16 protein-coding genes are annotated in these 17,432 nt (G+C 71.2%); 13 read left to right on the forward strand and 3 right to left on the reverse strand.

The genetic code is table 11. The features are described 5' to 3' along the window. Positions 1-62: 62 nt before the first annotated feature. The 4 genes from NON00_RS08855 to NON00_RS08870 all read left to right on the forward strand — a co-directional run bounded on the left by NON00_RS08855 (position 63) and on the right by NON00_RS08870 (position 2,979). On the forward strand, positions 63-965 hold the full coding sequence (locus NON00_RS08855; RefSeq protein ID WP_256019944.1) for a 3-keto-5-aminohexanoate cleavage protein: 903 nt from the start codon (positions 63-65) through the stop codon (positions 963-965). Between the two features lie 87 nt (positions 966-1,052). Then, complete coding sequence (cdd, locus tag NON00_RS08860) at positions 1,053-1,466, forward strand: cytidine deaminase (RefSeq protein ID WP_256019946.1); 414 nt, start codon at positions 1,053-1,055, stop codon at positions 1,464-1,466. A gap of 2 nt (positions 1,467-1,468) precedes the next feature. Beyond that, positions 1,469-2,014 (forward strand): nucleoside 2-deoxyribosyltransferase, encoded by a 546-nt coding sequence (locus NON00_RS08865; protein ID WP_256019947.1) that lies wholly within the window; start codon positions 1,469-1,471, stop codon positions 2,012-2,014. 23 nt (positions 2,015-2,037) lie between these two features. Then, a complete protein-coding gene (locus NON00_RS08870; RefSeq protein ID WP_256019948.1) occupies positions 2,038-2,979 on the forward strand; it encodes a nucleoside hydrolase in 942 nt (313 codons plus the stop codon). Positions 2,980-3,068: 89 nt separating this feature from the next. On the opposite strand, the gene NON00_RS08875 is transcribed toward NON00_RS08870, so the two are convergent. After that, entirely contained in the window at positions 3,069-4,265 is a 1,197-nt protein-coding gene (locus NON00_RS08875; RefSeq protein WP_256019949.1) for an MFS transporter, read from the reverse strand. 110 nt (positions 4,266-4,375) lie between these two features. Between NON00_RS08875 and NON00_RS08880 the strand changes: the two genes are divergently transcribed. Further along, positions 4,376-5,245 carry a LysR family transcriptional regulator gene (locus NON00_RS08880; protein ID WP_256019950.1) on the forward strand — a complete coding sequence of 290 codons (870 nt, stop codon included), beginning with the start codon at positions 4,376-4,378 and terminating at the stop codon, positions 5,243-5,245. Positions 5,246-5,403: 158 nt separating this feature from the next. Here NON00_RS08880 and NON00_RS08885 read toward each other — a convergent pair whose 3' ends face one another. Together NON00_RS08885 and NON00_RS08890 are read right to left on the reverse strand one after the other, a co-directional pair. Further along, positions 5,404-7,035, reverse strand: coding sequence for an FGGY-family carbohydrate kinase (locus tag NON00_RS08885; RefSeq protein ID WP_256019951.1), 1,632 nt, complete (start codon positions 7,033-7,035; stop codon positions 5,404-5,406). A gap of 45 nt (positions 7,036-7,080) precedes the next feature. Continuing rightward, a complete protein-coding gene (locus NON00_RS08890) occupies positions 7,081-7,896 on the reverse strand; it encodes a DeoR family transcriptional regulator (protein WP_256019952.1) in 816 nt (271 codons plus the stop codon). A 120-nt stretch (positions 7,897-8,016) separates the two neighbouring features. On the opposite strand from NON00_RS08890, the gene deoC reads away from it, so the two are divergent. The 8 genes from deoC (at position 8,017) to NON00_RS08930 (ending at position 17,251) form a co-directional block, all read left to right on the forward strand. Further along, complete coding sequence (gene deoC, locus NON00_RS08895; protein ID WP_256019954.1) at positions 8,017-8,718, forward strand: deoxyribose-phosphate aldolase; 702 nt, start codon at positions 8,017-8,019, stop codon at positions 8,716-8,718. 40 nt (positions 8,719-8,758) lie between these two features. Further along, entirely contained in the window at positions 8,759-9,817 is a 1,059-nt protein-coding gene (locus NON00_RS08900; RefSeq protein ID WP_256019955.1) for an autoinducer 2 ABC transporter substrate-binding protein, read from the forward strand. A 165-nt stretch (positions 9,818-9,982) separates the two neighbouring features. Continuing rightward, positions 9,983-11,479 (forward strand): sugar ABC transporter ATP-binding protein, encoded by a 1,497-nt coding sequence (locus NON00_RS08905; protein ID WP_256019956.1) that lies wholly within the window; start codon positions 9,983-9,985, stop codon positions 11,477-11,479. Then, positions 11,476-12,468, forward strand: coding sequence for an ABC transporter permease (locus NON00_RS08910; protein ID WP_256019957.1), 993 nt, complete (start codon positions 11,476-11,478; stop codon positions 12,466-12,468). Before NON00_RS08905 ends, NON00_RS08910 begins: the two co-directional genes overlap by 4 nt. 16 nt (positions 12,469-12,484) lie before the next feature. Further along, on the forward strand, positions 12,485-13,489 hold the full coding sequence (locus tag NON00_RS08915; RefSeq protein WP_256019958.1) for an ABC transporter permease: 1,005 nt from the start codon (positions 12,485-12,487) through the stop codon (positions 13,487-13,489). Between the two features lies 1 nt (position 13,490). Continuing rightward, positions 13,491-14,579, forward strand: a complete 1,089-nt coding sequence (locus NON00_RS08920) for an aldose 1-epimerase family protein (protein WP_256019959.1) — start codon at positions 13,491-13,493, stop codon at positions 14,577-14,579. 14 nt (positions 14,580-14,593) lie between these two features. Further along, complete coding sequence (rbsK, locus tag NON00_RS08925) at positions 14,594-15,529, forward strand: ribokinase (RefSeq protein WP_256019961.1); 936 nt, start codon at positions 14,594-14,596, stop codon at positions 15,527-15,529. A gap of 120 nt (positions 15,530-15,649) precedes the next feature. Next, the gene (locus tag NON00_RS08930) at positions 15,650-17,251 is read left to right on the forward strand and encodes a hypothetical protein (RefSeq protein WP_256019962.1); all 1,602 of its coding nucleotides are present in this window, start codon (positions 15,650-15,652) and stop codon (positions 17,249-17,251) included. Positions 17,252-17,432 lie beyond the last annotated feature (181 nt).

Raw genomic sequence — 17,432 nt, forward strand, 5'->3', positions numbered from 1 at the left:
AAAGGCCTGAGGCCTTTGGAAACCCATCTGCTTTTCGTCAGCGTGTACACCAGGAGAGAAACATGAGTTCCAAGGTCATCATCACCGTGGCGCCCACTGGCGGCATGGCCTCCAAGGCGGCCAACCCCAACCTGCCGACGCAGCCCGAGGAAATCGCCGAATCCGTCCATCGGTCCTGGAAGGAAGGCGCGGCCATCGCCGCCCTGCATGCCCGCCGCCCGGACGACCAGGCCACCTGCAATGCCGAGATCTACCGCCGCATCAACGGCCTGATCCGCGAGCGCTGCGACATCGTCATCAACAACTCGACCGGCGGCGGCTCCTCGGGCGACATGCTGCTGCCGCGCCCGGATGGCATGTTCGAGAACAATTTCGAGGAACGCCTGAAGGGCCTCGATGCCGGGGCGGAAATGGCCACCTTCGACGGCTTCACCGCCGTCGATGTCTTCGGCGAGCGCGAGATCCTCGTCGTCACCACCCCCTCGCGCTGCGAGACGCTGGCGAAGCGCTTCCAGGAGCGCGGCGTGAAGCCGGAATGGGAGGTCTTCAACCCCGCCCATATCCTCCAGGACGTCACCCGCCTGATCCAGAAGGGCTATGACAAGCCGCCCTACTACATCAACATCGTCCTCGGCACGGACCGTAACTTCCAGGGCGGCATGCCCTATAGCCACGACCTGCTGACGGCCATGGTGCGCATGCTGCCGCCGCACGCCATCTGGTGCCTCTCGGCCATCGGCCCGGCGCAGCTGCCCGGCACCACCCAGGCCCTGCTGATGGGCGGCCATGTCCGCGTCGGGCTCGAGGACAACAATTATTACGCCAAGGGCGTGCTGGCGACGAACGAGATGCTGGTGGCCCGCACCGTCCGCATCGCCCGCGAGCTGAACCTGGAGATCGCGAGCCCGGGCGAGGCGCGCGAGATCCTCGGCCTGACGCAGCAGCGCCAGCTCGGCGCCGCCTGACGCACCTGCCCTGGGGGCGTGCCTCTTCGGTTGACTTGGGCGGGGGCGGCGGAATAACCCGCCCCTTCGCCGCCGAAGGAGCCGCCCTTGTCCGACCCCCTGGTTGAGGCCGCGCTGGCCGCGCGCGCCCGGTCCTACGCGCCTTATTCCCGCTTTGCCGTGGGCGCCGCCCTGCGCACCGAGGATGGCGCCCTGCATGCCGGCTGCAATGTCGAGAACGCGGCCTATCCGGAGGGCACCTGTGCCGAGGCCGGCGCCATCGCCGCCATGGTGATGGCCGCCACCACCCCCGGCGGGCGCCGCATCGCCGAGCTGGTGGTGGCCGGGGGCGGTGCCATGCCCTGCACCCCCTGTGGCGGCTGCCGCCAGAAGATCCGCGAATTCGCCGCCCCCGCCACCCCCATCCGCATGGTCGATGGCGCGGGGCGGGAATTGCTGCGCCTCACCCTGGCGGAGCTGCTGCCGCATTCCTTCGGCCCCGACCATCTGGCGGAGGGCTGAGCATGCTGCGTGCCTACCTGGCCGGGCCGGATGTCTTCCTGCCCGATGCCCCGGCCCATGCCGCCCGCAAGCGCGCCCTCTGCGCCCGCCACGGCATCGAGGCCCTGGCGCCGCTGAATGAGGATGTCGCCAGCCTCGCCGGCATGGACCCGGCCGAGGCGTGGCAGACCATCTACCGCAAGGATGTGGCCATGATGGAGGCGGCGGATATCGCCATCGCCAATCTGACGCCCTTCCGCGGCGTCTCGGCCGATTCCGGCACGCTGGTGGAGCTTGGCTGGTTCCTCGGGCGCGGCAAGCCGGTGATCGGCTATTCCAACGACGCCACCCCCTTCGCCGCGCGCTGCCATGCCTTCACCGCGCGGTGCCCCGACCCGCTGCCGGGCATCTCGGTGGAGGGCTTCGGGCTGGCCGACAACCTGATGATCCTGGGCGCCCTGGCCGAGACCGGCGGCCACCCCATGCTGCTGCCGGCCGATGGGGTGAGCCTGCCCTTCGACTCGCTCGCCCTGTTCGAGGCCGCCGTGGCGCTGGCCGCCCGCCGCTGACCCTTTCCGGAAGAGAACCGCCGATGCCGCGCAAGATCATCATCGACACCGATCCCGGCAAGGACGATGCCGTGGCCATCCTGCTCGCCCTTGCCGCGCCGGAGGCGGTGGAGGTGCTGGCCGTGGTCGCCGTGGCCGGCAATGTGCCGCTCGCCCGCACCGCCGCCAATGCCGCCGCCCTGCTGGAACTCGGCGGCCGCACCGATATCCCCGTCTATCCCGGCTGCGCCGCGCCGCTCACCCGCCCGCTCGTCACCGCCGAGCATGTGCATGGCGAGACCGGGCTGAACGGCCTCGAACTCCCGCCCCCCGCCCGCGCGCCGGAGGCCGAGCACGGGGTGGATGCCATCATCCGCCTCCTGCGCGCCGAGGCGCCGGGGACGGTGACGCTCTGCCTGCTCGGCCCGGCCACCAACCTGGCCATGGCCCTGGCCAAGGCGCCGGACATCGCGCCGCGCATCGCCGAGGTGGTGTGGATGGCCGGTGCCCGCAGCGAGGGCGGCAATGTCACCCCCGCCGCCGAATACAATGTCTATACCGACCCCGAGGCGGCGGCGGTGCTGCTGGCCAGCGGGCTGAAGCTGACGCTGATGCCGCTCGACCTCACCCACCAGCTGCTGGTGACGCGGGAGCGGCTGGCGGCGCTGCGCGCCCTCGGCACGGCGGCGGCGCGCGCCACGGTGGCCATGTTCTCCGAGATCGACGGCACGCCGCAGCGGGAGCGCGAGCGCGAGGGCATCCCGCTGCACGACCCCACCGTGATCGCGCATCTGATCGACCCCACTCTTTTCGGGGGCCGGCAGATCAATGTGGAGGTGGAAACCGCCAGCCCCTTCGCCCGCGGCATGACCGTGGCCGACTGGTATGGCGTGACCGGCCGCCCCGCCAATGCCCTGTGGCTGAACGCCGCCGCGCCGGACCGCTTTTTCGCGCTGCTGGAGCAGCGCCTGGCCCGCCTGCCCTGATTTTTTTTCCATTCTGGCGTCCCGCATCAGGCCTGAAGCGGGACGCCGCCTGAAAAAGTTTTTTGGTTCTTTTTTCCAAAAAAGAACCCTTACTTCCCCTTCCCGACCGCCTGCATCGCGAGCGCCAGCAGGGCGAAGCCCAGCATCACCGCCGGCAGGCTGAGCGTCACCACGCCGGAGAGCATCCCCATCACCGCCGCGCCCAGCGCGCCCATGGCCATGTGCAGGGCGCCGAGCACGGCGCTGGCGGTTCCCGCCGCGCCCTCCACCGCCAGCAGGGCGAGGCCGATGGCCGGTGGCGCCATGCAGCCCACCCCCATCTGCGACAGCGCCACCAGCGCCACGGCCGCCCCGCCGCTCAGCCAGCCCAGCGCGCCCAGCGCGAGCAGCCCGCCCGCGCCCGCCACCATCAGCAGGACGCCCAGCCGCAGCCGCTGCCCCGGGCTGAGCTTCAGCCGCGGCGCGCCCAGCCCGCCGGCCAGGAAGCCCAGCGCATAGGCCGCCGTCGCCAGGCTCACCGAGCCGGCGCCCCAGCCCAGCACGCCCTGGTAGAGCGCCTGCGCCCCCGCCACCTCGGCATAGGCCCCGCCGATCGCGGCGCCGGAGGCGATGGCCTGCGCCAGGAAGGGCAGGTTGCCCAGCACCCGGCGATAGCCCGCCAGCACCGCCGCCATGCCGCCCTGCGCGCCGCGCTCATGGTGGCTCTCCGGCAGGCGCAGCAGCACGGCCAGCAGCACCGCCGCCCCCGCCACGGCGCTCAGCGCCAGCGAGGCGCGCCAGCCGAAGCGCCCGGCCACGGCGCTGCCGATCACCGGCGCCAGCCCCGGCATCACCGCCAGGGCCAGGGTCAGCAGCGCGGTGACGCGCAGGAAGAGCGGCCCCTGGAAGCGATCCCGCGCGATGGCGCGCGGCAGGGCCAGGCCGGCGCTGGCCCCGATGCCCTGCAGCAGGCGGGCCAGCAGCATGCCCGCGCCCGTCTCCGCCATCGCCGCGCCGATCCCGGCCAGGACATAGAGCGCCAGCCCGGCCAGCAGCACCGGGCGGCGGCCATGCCGGTCCGAGAGCGGCCCCACCACCAATTGCCCGATGCCCAGCCCCGCCAGCACCGCCGAGAGGATCAGCCCCGCCGATTCCAGCCCCAGCGCCAGGTCCGACACCATCCGCCCGAGCGAGGGCACCACCAGGTTGGTCGCCATCTGCCCGAGGCCGGTCAGTGCCATCAGCAGCAGCAGCGTGCCGGCGGGCGCGGCGGCAGGCATGGCGGCCCTGGCCTTGGAAGTGTTCATTCTGGGTCCCCTGGGAAGGTGCCGGCACGCGGCGGCGGCGATGGTCAGGAAATCTCGACAGGGGGGGAGGCGTCCAATAATGCTTGCGGCGACCAGCATAAGTTTGACTGATGCAAGGCATCGAACTCCGCCATCTGCGCTGCCTCGTCGCCATCGCCGAGGAAGGCAGCTTCAGCCGCGCCGCCCTGCGCCTGGGCACCACCCAGCCCGCCATCAGCCAGTTGCTGAAGCGGCTGGAAGACCTGCTCGGCCAGCGCCTGCTGCACCGGGACCGCCACGCCATCGCCCTCACCCCGGTGGGGGAGGCCGTGCTGGCCCAGGCGCGCGAGGCCCTGGCCGCCGTGGAAGGCGCCCTCGACACCACCTTGCGCACCCTGCGCGGCGAGGCGGGGCGGCTGCGCCTCGGCCTCAGCGTGCCCTCGCTCTATGGCGGGGTGCCGGCGCTGATCCGCCGCTTCCGCGCCGCCCGGCCGGGGGTGGAGGTGGACATGCAGGTGCTGAGCAGCCCGGACCAGCCCGCCGCCCTGCGGGAGCGCCGCATCGATGCCGCCTTTGGCGGGGCCCTGCCGGATGCCCCGGATATCGCGCGCAAGGTGCTGGCGGATGAGGTGATGCAGGTGCTCCTGCCCATCTGGCACCCGCTGGCCGGGGCGCCCGCCCTGCCGCTCGCGGCCCTGCGCGAGGAGAAATGGATCCTGCCGCCCCTGCCCATGCCGCTGCGGGAGGAGATCACCCTGCATTGCCGTGCCGCCGGCTTCACCCCGCGCATCGCCGCCGAGGCGCCCGATTTCCTGGCCACCTGCGGGCTGGTGCTGGCGGGGGCGGGCATCGCCCTGGCCGCCGAAAGCGCCCGCGGCTTCGCCGGGCCGGATCTCATCCTGGCGCCCCTGGAAGGGGCCGGGCCGCGCCTGATCCACGCCATGATCTGGCGGGAGGCCGACCCCTCGCCCCTCGTCCGGCGGTTGGTGGAAATGGTTTAGAAACAGAGGGGAAGAGTTCTTTTTTGAAAAAAAGAACCAAAAAACTTTTTTCCGCTGGCGTCCCGCCTCAGGCCTGAGGCGGGACGCCAAACGGACAGAAAGTCTTTTTGCTTCTTTTTCTTCAGAAAAAGAAGAATTCTTATAAGAAAATAAAAATATCAATAGCTTAACATCAATTCCCGATACGCCATCTGATCCGCGTGCATGCGCCGGAAGACGGCGTATTTGGCCTCATGGTAGCGCCGCACGGCGGCATCCCCGGGCTGGATCACACTGCCGGCGGCGCTCATGGCCGCCATGGCGGCAGGCAGGTCCGGCTGCACCCCGCCAGCCACCGCGCCCAGCATGGCGGCGCCCAGCAGGATGGCCTCCGGCTCGCGCGGCAGCACCAGCGCGCAGCCCGTGGCATCGGCGTGCTCCCGCAGGAAGACGGGGTTCTTGGTTCCACCGCCACAGGCCATCACGGTATCAATGGTATAGCCGCTTTCGTTCATCGTCTCGATGATGTGGCGGGTGCCATAGGCCACCGCCTGCACCGTGGCGAGGTAGAGCAGCGCCAGATCCTCCACCCCCGCCGAGAGCCGCAGGCCGGAGATCATGCCGCGCAGCGAGGCATCGGCGCGCGGGGAGCGGTTGCCGTGGAAATCCGGCATCACATGCAGCCCCTCGGTCAGCAGGGCCGGGAAGGGCAGGCCCGCCGCCAGACGGGCCACCTCCCGGTTGAGGGCCTGGTAGATGGTCTCCCCGGCCTGCCGCGCCGCCTCGGCCAAAGCGGGGTGGGCGGCATGGGTGGTGATGACGTGGTCGATCAGCGCGCCTGTGGCCGATTGCCCGCCCTCGCTGAGCCAGAGGCCCGGCACCATGGCGGAGTGATACGGCCCCCAGACGCCGGGGACGAAGCGCACCTCGGGCGAGACCGCCATGTGGCAGGAGGAGGTTCCCCCCACCAGCGCCACGCGCCGCCCGAGCGCCGCCGCATCCGGCGCCACCCCGCCCAGCGCCGCGCCGATGACGCCGAGCCCGCCGGCATGGGCATCGATGGCCGAGGCGCCGACGGGAATGCCCGGCGCCAGCCCCATCTCCGCCGCCGCTTCCGCCGAGAGGGTGCCGAGGCGCTGGCCGGGCGGCAGGATCTCGGTGCCGATGCGGCGGAAGCCTTCCGCCACCAGATCGCCCAGGCCGATGGCGCGGAAGAAGGCGCCGTCCCACCGCCCCTCATGCCCCAGATAGGTCCATTTGCAGACGGTGGAGCAGAGCGAGCGCGACAGCCGCCCCGTGGCGCGGAAAGTGAGGAAGTCCGGCAGGTCGAGGAAATGCGCGGCGCGCGCCCAGGACTGCGGCAGGTGGCGCTTCAGCCAGAGCAGCTTCGGCGCCTGCATCTCCAGCGAGATGCGGCCGCCGACATAGCGCAGCACCTCATGGCCGCCGGCATTGATCTCCTCGGCCTCGGCGGCGGCGCGGTGGTCCATCCACAGCACCACATCCTGCTCCGCCGCCCCGTCCGGGCTGACGGAGACAGGGTTCCCGGCGGCATCCAGCAGCACCAGGGAACAGGTGGCGTCGAAACCGAGGCCGAGCACGCGGACGGGGCCGAGCCCCTCCACCGCGCCACGCACGGCGGCACAGACGGCGGCCCAGATATCGGCCGAGGATTGCTGCGCGAAATCCGGCGCCGGGCGCCAGGCGCGGATGGCGCGCACCGCCTGCCCCAGCAGCGCGCCCTGGGGCGAGAAGGCACCGGCGCGCGCGCTGCCCGTGCCCACATCCACGCCGATGACGATATCCTGCATTGTCCTGTCTTTCCGTGGGGCGTTCGCGCTTTTGGCGGGCGCGCGTTATGGGGCCGGCGGGGCGACGTCAAGCGCGCAGCCGGCGCGGCGCAGCGCCGCCTGCTCCGCCTCCGGCGCCGAGGCATCGGTGACGACGCGGGCAAAGGCCGAGAGCGGCGCGAACCAGGCCGGGCGAAGCTGGCCGAGCTTGCTGCCATCCACCACCAGCACGGCGCGGCCGGCGCTGGCCAGGGCCATCTGCTTCACCGGCACCTCGTTGAAGTTGATGCTGGTGGCGCCATGCGCCACATCCACCCCGGCGGCGGAGAGGAAGGCGGTGTTCAGCCGCAGCCGCTTCAGGCTGGCCAGCGCCTCGTCGGAGGTGAAGGTGGTGGCGCCCGGGTGGTAGAGGCCGCCGAGCAGCACCAGCCGCGTGTTGGGCCGCCGCGCCAGCAGGGTGGCGATGTTCAGCGCGTAGCACACGACGGTGAGGGCGGGGCCGGCGGGCAGGCTCTCCACCAGATGCGGCGTGGTGGTGCCGCAGTCGACGAAGAGGGTGTCGCCATCGCGCACCATCTGCGCGGCGAGGGCGGCGGCCTGCCGCTTGGCGGCGGCGTGCTGGTCCTGCGCCTGTTCCAGCGCATAGCCGCCGCTGCCGCGCCCGGCGGCGACCACATGGCCGCCGAGCAGCGCCAGCGGCAGGCCCGGCCGCGCCAGGTCCCGCCGCAGCGTCATGGAGGAGACGCCGAGCACCCGTGCCGCCTCTTCCAGCCGGGCGCTGCCGGTGTCCTGCAGCAGGGCTTCCAGCCGGGCCAGCCGCTCCGCGCGGCGCGTGTTCGCCCAGGCATGCGTCGCGGGGGTCTGTGCTTCGCCGTCGGCCATTGCGCCTCCTCACCGGTGCGGCTTGACGCGGGCCGCCGCTGATGTGAGGATTATCACAACTGTTAAAAAACTGACAATTGCGGGAGGGCATCCGGACCCGCCCGCGGGGATACAGCGCACATGGCCCAGATGACCACCGCCCCGGTCTCGCCCGACGAGCTGGCGAAGCTGATCGACCACACGCTCCTGAAGCCGGAGGCGGGTGAGGCGGAGCTGCGCCGCTGGGCTGAGGAAGCGCGCGCGCATGGCTTCTGCTCGGTCTGCGTCAATCCGGTGAATGTGGCCTTCGTCTCCGGGCTGCTGGCGGGCAGCGGGGTGAAGACCTGCGCCGTGGTGGGCTTCCCGCTCGGCGCCAGCGCCCCCGCCATCAAGGCGGCCGAGGCGGCGCAGGCGGTGCGCGACGGCGCTGGCGAGATCGACATGGTGATCCATATCGGCGCGCTGCGCGATGGCCGGCTGGACGCGGTGCGCGCCGACCTCGCCGCCGTGCGCGCCGCCTGCCCGGGGCAGGTGCTGAAGGTCATCATCGAGACCTGCCTGCTGACGGACGCGCAGAAGCGCGTGGCCTGCCGCCTGTCGGTCGAGGCGGGGGCGGATTTCGTGAAGACCTCCACCGGCTTTTCCACCGGCGGCGCGACGGAGGCCGATATCGCCCTGATGCGCGCCGAGGTGGGGCCGGGGATCGGGGTGAAGGCCTCGGGCGGCGTGCGCACGCTGGCCCAGGCCCAGGCGATGATCGCCGCCGGGGCGAGCCGCATCGGCGCCAGCTCCGGCGTGGCGCTGGTCTCCGGCGCGGCGCCCGCCGCGGCGAGCGGCTACTGACGTCAGGCGTGACTGACACAAGGCAAGGGGAAGGAAAACCATGATCACTCGTCGCAGCTTCGGCGCGCTGGCCGCTGGTGGCGTGATGGCCGGCGGCCTGATGGCGCGCCCGGCCTGGGCCCAGGGCAAGGCCGTGGACGCCAGCAAGGTGGCCGGCGACATCAGCGCCCGCGCCGGCAGGAAGCGCACCATCGCGACCGTCGTGAAGGTGGACGGCATCGCCTGGTTCGACCGCATGCGCGAGGGCGTGAAGCAGTTCGGCGCCGATCAGGGGCATGACACCTGGATGGTCGGCCCGAGCCAGGCCGATGCCGCCGCGCAGGTGCAACTGGTGGAAAGCCTGATCGCCCAGGGCGTCGATGCCATCTGCATCGTGCCCTTCTCGGTCGAGGCGGTGGAGCCGGTGCTGCAGAAGGCGCGGCGCCAGGGCATCGTGGTGATCTCGCACGAGGCCGCCGGCCTGAAGAACATCGACTACGACATCGAGGCCTTCGACAACCACGCCTATGGCGCCAAGCTGATGGAAGTGCTGGCGCAGCAGATGGGCGGCGAGGGCAAGTATGTGGCCACCGTCGGCAGCCTGACCTCGCAGTCGCAGATGGAGTGGATCGACGGCGCCGTCGCCTACCAGAAGCAGAACTTCCCGAAGATGCAGGAAGTGACGCGCCGCATCGAGACCTATGACGACGCCACCACCGACTACAACAAGCTCAAGGAAGTCCTGACCGCCTATCCGGACCTGAGGGGCATCCTGGGCGCGCCCATGCCGACCTCCGCCGGCGCGGGCCGCCTGATCGCCGAGCGCAAGCTGGGCGGCAAGCTGTTCTTCTCCGGCACCGGCCTCGTCTCCGTCGCCGGCCAGTACCTGCGCAATGGCGACATCAACTACATCCAGTTCTGGGACCCGGCGGTGGCCGGCTATGCCATGAACGTGATGGCGGTGATGGCGCTGGCCAAGAAGAGCATCGCCCCGGGCCTCGACCTCGGCCTCACGGGCTACACCAAGCTCGGCGCCGTCGATCCGGCGCGGCCGAACGTGCTGGCCGGCCAGGGCTGGGTCGGCGTCACCAAGGACAACATGTCCCAGTACAACTTCTAACAGGCTGCCGCTCCCTGGTGGAGCGGCGGGACGCAGTGCTCGGCCCTTGCGGCCCTGGCTGCGTTCCGCCGTTCCAGGGGGGCGGTTCCCTGGCTGGCAGGGCCCAGGCGCCCGGCCCCCGTGCCGCGACTCCCGTCCCGGCCATGACCGGAAGCCGAAAGAAAAATGAGTGGACCGCTGATCGAGCTGCGCAACCTGGGCAAGAGCTTCGGGGCCGTGCATGCGCTGAAGGATGTCTCGCTCGCCATCGGGCGGGGGGAGATCCATTGCCTGGCCGGCGAGAACGGCTCGGGCAAGTCAACGCTGATCAAGATCATCTCCGGGGTGAACCAGCCCGATCGCGGTGAGATCCTGATCGACGGCCAGCCGGTGCAGGGCATGACCCCGCGCGAGGCGATCGCCCGTGGCGTGCAGGTGATCTACCAGGATTTTTCCCTGTTCCCGAACCTGACGGTCGCGGAGAATCTCGCGCTCAGCACGGAACTCCAGGCGGGGCGGCGCCTCGTCTCCTGGGGCCGGGTGCGGCGCATCGCCGAGGAGGCGACGCGCAAGCTCGGCGTGGCGCTGGAGCTGGACGCGCTGGTGGAAACCCTGCCGACGGCGGGCAAGCAGCTCGTCGCCATCGCCCGCGCGCTGATGTCGGACCCGCGCCTGCTCATCATGGACGAGCCCACCACCGCCCTGACGGGGCGCGAGGTGGAGGCGCTGTTCCGCGTGGTGCGCGACATCCAGGCGCGCGGCATCGCCGTGCTCTTCGTCAGCCACAAGATGCGCGAGATGCTGGAGATCAGCGAGCGGCTGACCGTCATCCGCAGCGGCGAGGTGGTCGCGGCCGGCCCGATCGCCGAATTCGACGAGGCGAAGATCACCCGCGCCATGACCGGCCAGGAGATCGCCGCCGAGGGCTATCGCTGGGAAGGCGATGCCGGCGGCAAGCCGCTGCTGGAGGTCGAGAACCTCACCCTGCCCGGGCAGCTGGACGATATCTGCTTCCGCCTGATGCCGGGCGAGATCGTCGGCATTTCCGGCCTGCTCGGCTCGGGCCGCACGGAACTCGCCATGGCGCTGTTCGGCATGAAGCCGGGCTGCCAGGGCCGCATCCGCATCGATGGCCGCGCGGTGCGCCTGACCTGCGTGCAGGACGCGATCGCCGAGGGCATCGCCTATGTGCCTGAGGACCGGCTGACCGAGGGGCTCTTCCTCTCCGCCACCATCGACCGCAACATGCTGGCCACCTCGCACCACCGGCTGAGCCGCTTCGGCGTGATGCAGGCCGGGCGGGCGGCGGAGGAGGCGGCGGGCATGATCCGCGCCATGGCCATCGCCACGCCCACGGGCAACCGGCCGGTGACGCAGCTCTCCGGCGGCAATGCGCAGCGCGTGGTGATCGGCCGCTGGCTGCTCAACGACCCGCGCATCCTCATCCTCAACGGCCCGACCGTCGGTGTCGATGTCGGCTCCAAGGCCGGCATCCACCGCAAGATCCGCGAACTGGCCCGCAATCACGGCCTGGGAGTGCTGATGATCTCCGACGACCTGCCGGAGCTGGTGGACAACTGCAACCGCATCCTGGTGCTGCACCGCGGCCGCATCGTGGACCAGGTGGAGGCCGCCGCCACCACCGAGGCCGCGCTGAGCGCGCAGCTGGGGGCGCTGCAGTGAGCGCGCTGGCCCAGGCGCTGCGCCGCCACCCGGAACTGATGGTGGCGGCGGTGCTGGTGGTGGCGGTGCTCGCCATCGGCGCCATCAACCCGGTCTTCTGGCAGCCCTCGAACATCTTCAGCCTGCTGCGCGCCAGCGTCATCACCGGCATCCTGGCGCTGGCGGTGCTGATGGTCATGCTCTCGGGCGGCATCGACGTCTCCTTCCCCGCCTTCGCCATCGCGGCGATGTACCTGACCATCAAGGCGATGATCGCCTGGGAGTTCGACGGCGTCCTGCTGCCCTTCCTGATGGCCAGCGGCATCGGGCTGGGGCTCGGCCTCGTCAACGCGGCCTTCGTGCATTACCTGCGCATGATCCCGCTGATCGTCACGCTCGGCACCGGCACGGCGGTGCGCGGCTTCCTCCTCGGCGTGGTCGGCACCAGCCAGATCAATATCGGCCAGATGCCGCCGCTTCTCATCGACTTCGCCAAGGGCGAGGTGCTGCAGGTGACGCAGGCCGATGGCAGCGCGGCCGGCCTCTCGGCCATGGTGCTGGTCTATGCCGCCATCGCCCTCGTGGTGCATCTGCTGCTGCGCCACACCATGCTCGGCCGCGGCATCTACGCCATGGGCGGCGGGGTGGAGGCGGCGCGGCGCGTCGGCTTCAACATCCGCCGCATCACCTTCGTCATCTATGGCCTCGCCGGGGCGCTGGCGGGCTTCGCCGGGCTGCTGCATGGCGCGATGATCTGGACAGCCAACCCGCGCGACATGGTCGGGCTGGAGCTTGACGTCATCGCCGCCGTGGTGCTGGGCGGCGCCTCCATCTTCGGCGGGCGCGGCACGGTCATCGGCACCATGCTCGGCGTGCTGACGCTGGTCGTCATCACCAACAGCCTCATCATCCTGGGCGTCGACACCACCTGGCAGCGCGTCGTGGTGGGGCTCATCGTCATCGCGGCCACGGCGGTCACCGCCTGGCGCGACCGCAAGCGCCTCGCCTGAGGACAGGAGAGCGATCATGTCCAGCCTCCTCCCCACCCTCTCCCGCATGCTGCGCCGGGTCGATACCAACCTGCTGCAACTGCTGCTGCTGACGGTGCTGATCTTCGCCGGCATGGCGGCGCTGAACCCGGAGCGGTTCCTGCGCCCCTATGTCTTCGAATCCATCACCTTCATCGCGCCCGAGCTGGGCCTGCTCGCCATCGCCATGATGGTGGCCATGCTCACCGGCGGCATCGATCTCTCCGTCATCGGCATCGCCAATCTCGCCTGCATCCTGGCCGGGCTGTTCTTCCACAGCGCCGGCGCGCCGCGCGGGCCGGAGCTGGTGAACATGCCGCTGCCGATGGTGCTGGCGGGCATCGGCATCGCGCTCGGCACCGGCCTCGTCGCCGGCGCCATCAACGGGCTGCTGATCGCGAAGCTGCGCGTCACGCCCATCCTCGCCACCATCGGCACGGGGCAGGTCTTCACCGGCATCTGCCTGGTGCTGACGGGTGGCCCCGCCGTGGTCGGCTTCCCCGCCCTCTGGGGGCAGTTCGGCAATGGCACGCTGTTCGGCATCGCCGCGCCGCTCATCGTCTTTGTCGTCGTCGCCGGGCTGGTCTGGTTCGTGCTGGCGCGCACGGCCTTCGGCATCAACCTGACGCTGATCGGCACCAACCCCAAGGCCGCCGTCTTCGCCGGGCTGCGCACCGCGCGCACCGTCTTCTTCTCCTACATGCTGACGGGCGGGCTGGCCGCCATCGCCGGCATCCTGCTCTCCGGCCGCACCAATGCGGCGAAGTCGGATTACGGCGTTTCCTACCTGCTCCAGGCCGTGCTGATCGCCGTGCTGGCCGGCACCAATCCGGCGGGCGGCAAGGGCTCGGTGCCCGGCATCGCCCTGGCGCTGGTGGCGCTGATGCTGCTCTCCTCCGGCCTGCAGATCATGCGCTTCAGCAACTTCCTGGTGGATCTCATCTGGGGCGGCTTCCTGCTGCTCTCCATCGCCCTCGCCGCCTGGCGCGCGCGGAGCCGCTGACATGACCGTCACCGCCACCATCCCGCTGTATCCCGCCCTCTGCGGCGAGGCCCCGCGCGAGGTCTTCGCCGCCGGCGAGCTGCGCGCCACGCTGCACCGCTATCCCTCCGGCATCGGCGCGCTGCGCCTCGCCAATGCGCGGGGCGCGGTGGAGGTGCTGCCCTGGATGGGCGGCATGGTCTGGTCCGCCCGCTTCGACGGCGTGGACCTCACCATGGCCAGCGGCTTCGACATGCCGCGCCCCGCCACGGGCATCGCCGGCACCTATGGCTGTTTCGCCTTCCACAGCGGCCTGCTGCGCAATGGCGTGCCGACGCCGGAGGATGACCACGCCGCGCATGGCGAATTCCCCTGCGCGGAGATGCAGTCCGCATGGCTCGAATGGGGCGCGGATGCGGAAGGCCCCTTCCTGCGCGCCGTCTCGGCGCGGGACCATGTGGTGGGCTTCGGCCCGCACTATGTCGCGCATCCCTCCGTCACGCTGCGCCCGGGCGCCACGCTGTTCGATATCGGCCTGTCCGTCGAGAACCGCTCGGGCAGGCCGATGGAGCTGATGTATATGTGCCACGTGAACTTCGCCTTCGTGCCGGGCGGGGAGATCGTGCAGCCCGCGCCCTTCACGCCGGAGCACACCGCGGTGCGCCGCGCCGTGCCCGCCCATGTCACGCCCAACCCGGATTACCGCGCGCTGATCGAGGATCTCGCCGCCCACCCGGCGCGCATGGCACGGCTGGACGAGCCGCATCTCTACGATCCCGAGCAGGTCTTTTATGTGTCCGGCCTCGGGCGGGACGTGGCGGGGTGGACGCATCTGATGCTGAAGCGGCCGGAGGGCGATGGCTTCGCCCTCTCCTATGATCCGGAGGCCCTGCCGCACTGCGTGCGCTGGGTGCTGAACGACCCGGACCAGAAGGTGGCTGCCTTCGCCCTGCCCTCCACCTGCCAGCCCGAGGGCTACACGGCGGAGAAGCGCAAGGGCCATGTCCGCCAGCTTCCCCCGCATGGCCGCGCTACCTTCCAGGTGCGCGCCGGCTATCTCGACCTTGCCGCCGCCGCGCGGATGGGCGAGACCATCTCTTCCCTGCGTTGAACGGAGCCGCTTCCATGGGCGCGCGCATCGGTGTGGTCGGCAGCAACATGGTCGACCTCGTCACCTATATCGACCGGATGCCGGCGGCGGGCGAGACCCTGGCCGCCCCGTCCTTCGCCATCGGCCATGGCGGCAAGGGGGCGAACCAGGCCGTCGCCGCCGCAAAGCTCGGCGCCGATGTGATGCTGGTCAGCCGCGTGGGAGATGACCTGTTCGGCGGCGGCACGCTGCGCAACTTCCAGGAGCTGGGCATCGACACCACGCATGTGCGCGCCATCCCCGGCGCGCAGAGCGGCGTGGCGCCGATTTTCGTCGAGCCCTCGGGCGAGAACCGCATCCTCATCGTCAAGGGCGCCAATGAGCATCTGCTGCCCGCCGATGTCGATGCCGCCGCCGCGGATCTGGCGCGCTGCGGGCTGATCCTGCTGCAGCTCGAAATCCCGCTGGAGACCGTCTACCACACCATCGCCTGGGCTGCCGGGCGGGGCATTCCCGTGCTGCTGAACCCGGCGCCGGCGGTGCCGGAGCTGGATGTGGAGCGCATCCTGGGCGCCACCTTCCTTGCCCCCAACCAGACGGAACTCACCATCCTCACCGGCCTGCCCGCCGAGACGCGCGCGCAGGCGGAGGCGGCGGCGCGCAGCCTGGTGGCGCGCGGCGTGAAGCAGGTGATCGTGACGCTGGGCGGCGATGGCGCCCTGCTCGTCACCGCCGAGGGGCCGGCGCAGCATGTCGCCGCCGTCTCCGTGAAGCCGGTGGATACCAGCGGCGCGGGTGATGCCTTCCTGGGCGCCTTCGCGCAGCACTATGTGGCGCATGGCGACACGCTGGCGGCGATGCGCTGGGGGGCGCGCTACGCGGCGGATTCCATCACCCGGCCGGGGACGCAGAAGGCCTTCGCCACGGCGGCCGAATTCGCCGCCTTCCGCCAGACGCTGGGCGAGGCGTAAGCAGCCCGCGGAGGAGCGGCGGCGTGGCCGCCGCGCACGCCGCAACGTGATCGGCATGGCCGTTGCCCACGGCCAGCCCGCGCCCTAGCAGCACGGCATCGCGACTGGAGTGCAGGCCCTATGGCGCCGATCCCGCCCCCGTCCCGCCGTGGCGGGACCCTTCTTGCCCTGGCCCTGGCGGCTCCGCTGGCGGTGCCCTGCGCGGTGCTGCTGCCCGCCACCCCGGGCTTCGCCACGGAGCGCGGGGCGCCGAAATCCGCCACCCCCTGCACCACCCCCGCCCGCCTCGCGCTGCGGCCGCAGGAGGCCGCCGCCCAGCCGCCGCTGCGCCCGGACCAGCCGCTTTGCCTGCGGCTGCGGCGGGGGGAGAGCGCCTATTTCCGCGTCGCCGCCGAGGCCGGGCGGGACTATGCCGTGGAGACCCGCCAGCTGGCGCGGGAGACGGATCCGGTGCTCGCCGCCCTCGATGCCGATGGCACGGTGCTGCTGGAGGATGATGACGGAGGGGAGGAGGCTCTGGCCGCCCGGCTGGAGGTCGGGGCGGATGCGGCGGTGCGGCTGATCCGCGTCGGCACGCTGGGGGACCAGGGCGGTCGCTTCACGCTGGCACTGCGCAGGCTGCCGCCGCAGCCGGTGCCGGACTTCGCCACCAGCGCCGCGCAGGCCGCCACCCGCCCGCCCCTGGCCCTGGGCCAGGCCGTCGCTCTGACCCTGCGGCGCCACCAGCGCGCCTATTTCGCCCTGCCGGCGGAGCGGGCGGGGCTGCTGGCCATCACCCGCGACCTGCGCGAGGGCACCGACACGGTGCTGGAACTGCTCGATGCCCGGGGCGAGGTGGTGGCCGAGGATGATGATGGCGGCGGTGACCTGGCCTCCGCCCTCAGCCTGGCGGATGGCGCCGGCGCGGTGGTGCTGCGGGTGCGCACGCTGGAGGGCGCGCCCGGCCGTTTCAACCTGGTGCTGGAGCGCGAGCCGCCCGCGCCGCCGGCCGATTTCCCGACCTCGCTTGAGGCCGCGCGCGCCGCGCCGCCGCTGGAGGCGGGGCGGCGCAGCCTGACCTTCGGGCGGCGGCAGAGCGCCTATTTTTCTCTTCCCGCCGAGGGGGAGTGGATCCTGCGCACCGACTCGCTGAGCGATGGGGCGGATACGGTGCTGGCCCTGCTGGATGCGGAAGGCCGTGTCCTGGCCGAGGATGATGATGGCGGCGGCGGGCTGGCCTCGCGCATCGCCACGCGCCGCGCGCCGCAGCGCCCGGCTTTCCTGAGCGTGCGGATGCTGGATGGCCGGCCGGGGCGGTTCGACCTCGTTTCCCAGGCGATGCCGCGGCCGGGTGCCACCACGGCGCCTCCGGTCGCGGTCACGGCCGGGGTGACGGATGACCTCGCCGAGGCGGCGCGCCGCCCGACGCTGTTGCTTGGCGAGGCTGTGGCGCTCGATCTCGGGGCAGGCGAGGCCGCTGTTTTCGCGCTGCCGCATGATGGCCGCCCGGCCATGGCGCTGACTTTCGCGCTGCCGCAGGGCACTGGCACCGCGCTGGAATGGCTCGATGCGGAGGGCAAGGTGCTGGCCGCGCAGCAGGGCGACCTTCCGGAGGGCGGGCGGGGTGTGCGCCTCACCCTGCCGGCTGTGCCGCGCCCTTCCTTCCTGCGGGTGTTGCAGACGGGGGATGGCCAGGGCCATTTCCAGCTTGTACTTATCCGCCCCGCCCCCGGCGAGGAATAACCGCGCCGCGTCCCGCCTCTCCCGAGGCGGGACGCGCTTTCTGAAAAAGTTTTTTGGTTCTTTTTTCCAAAAAAGAACTTTCTTTCTGTCCTTCCCTTTTCTTCCTAAGGCCTGTTAGAGCTTGAATGCTGTTCCCATGTTCTGGGCATGGTGGAGAGCAGCGACAATCAGGTTTTCACGG

Source organism: Roseomonas sp. GC11 (assembly GCF_024437745.1).
GTDB lineage: Bacteria > Pseudomonadota > Alphaproteobacteria > Acetobacterales > Acetobacteraceae > Pseudoroseomonas.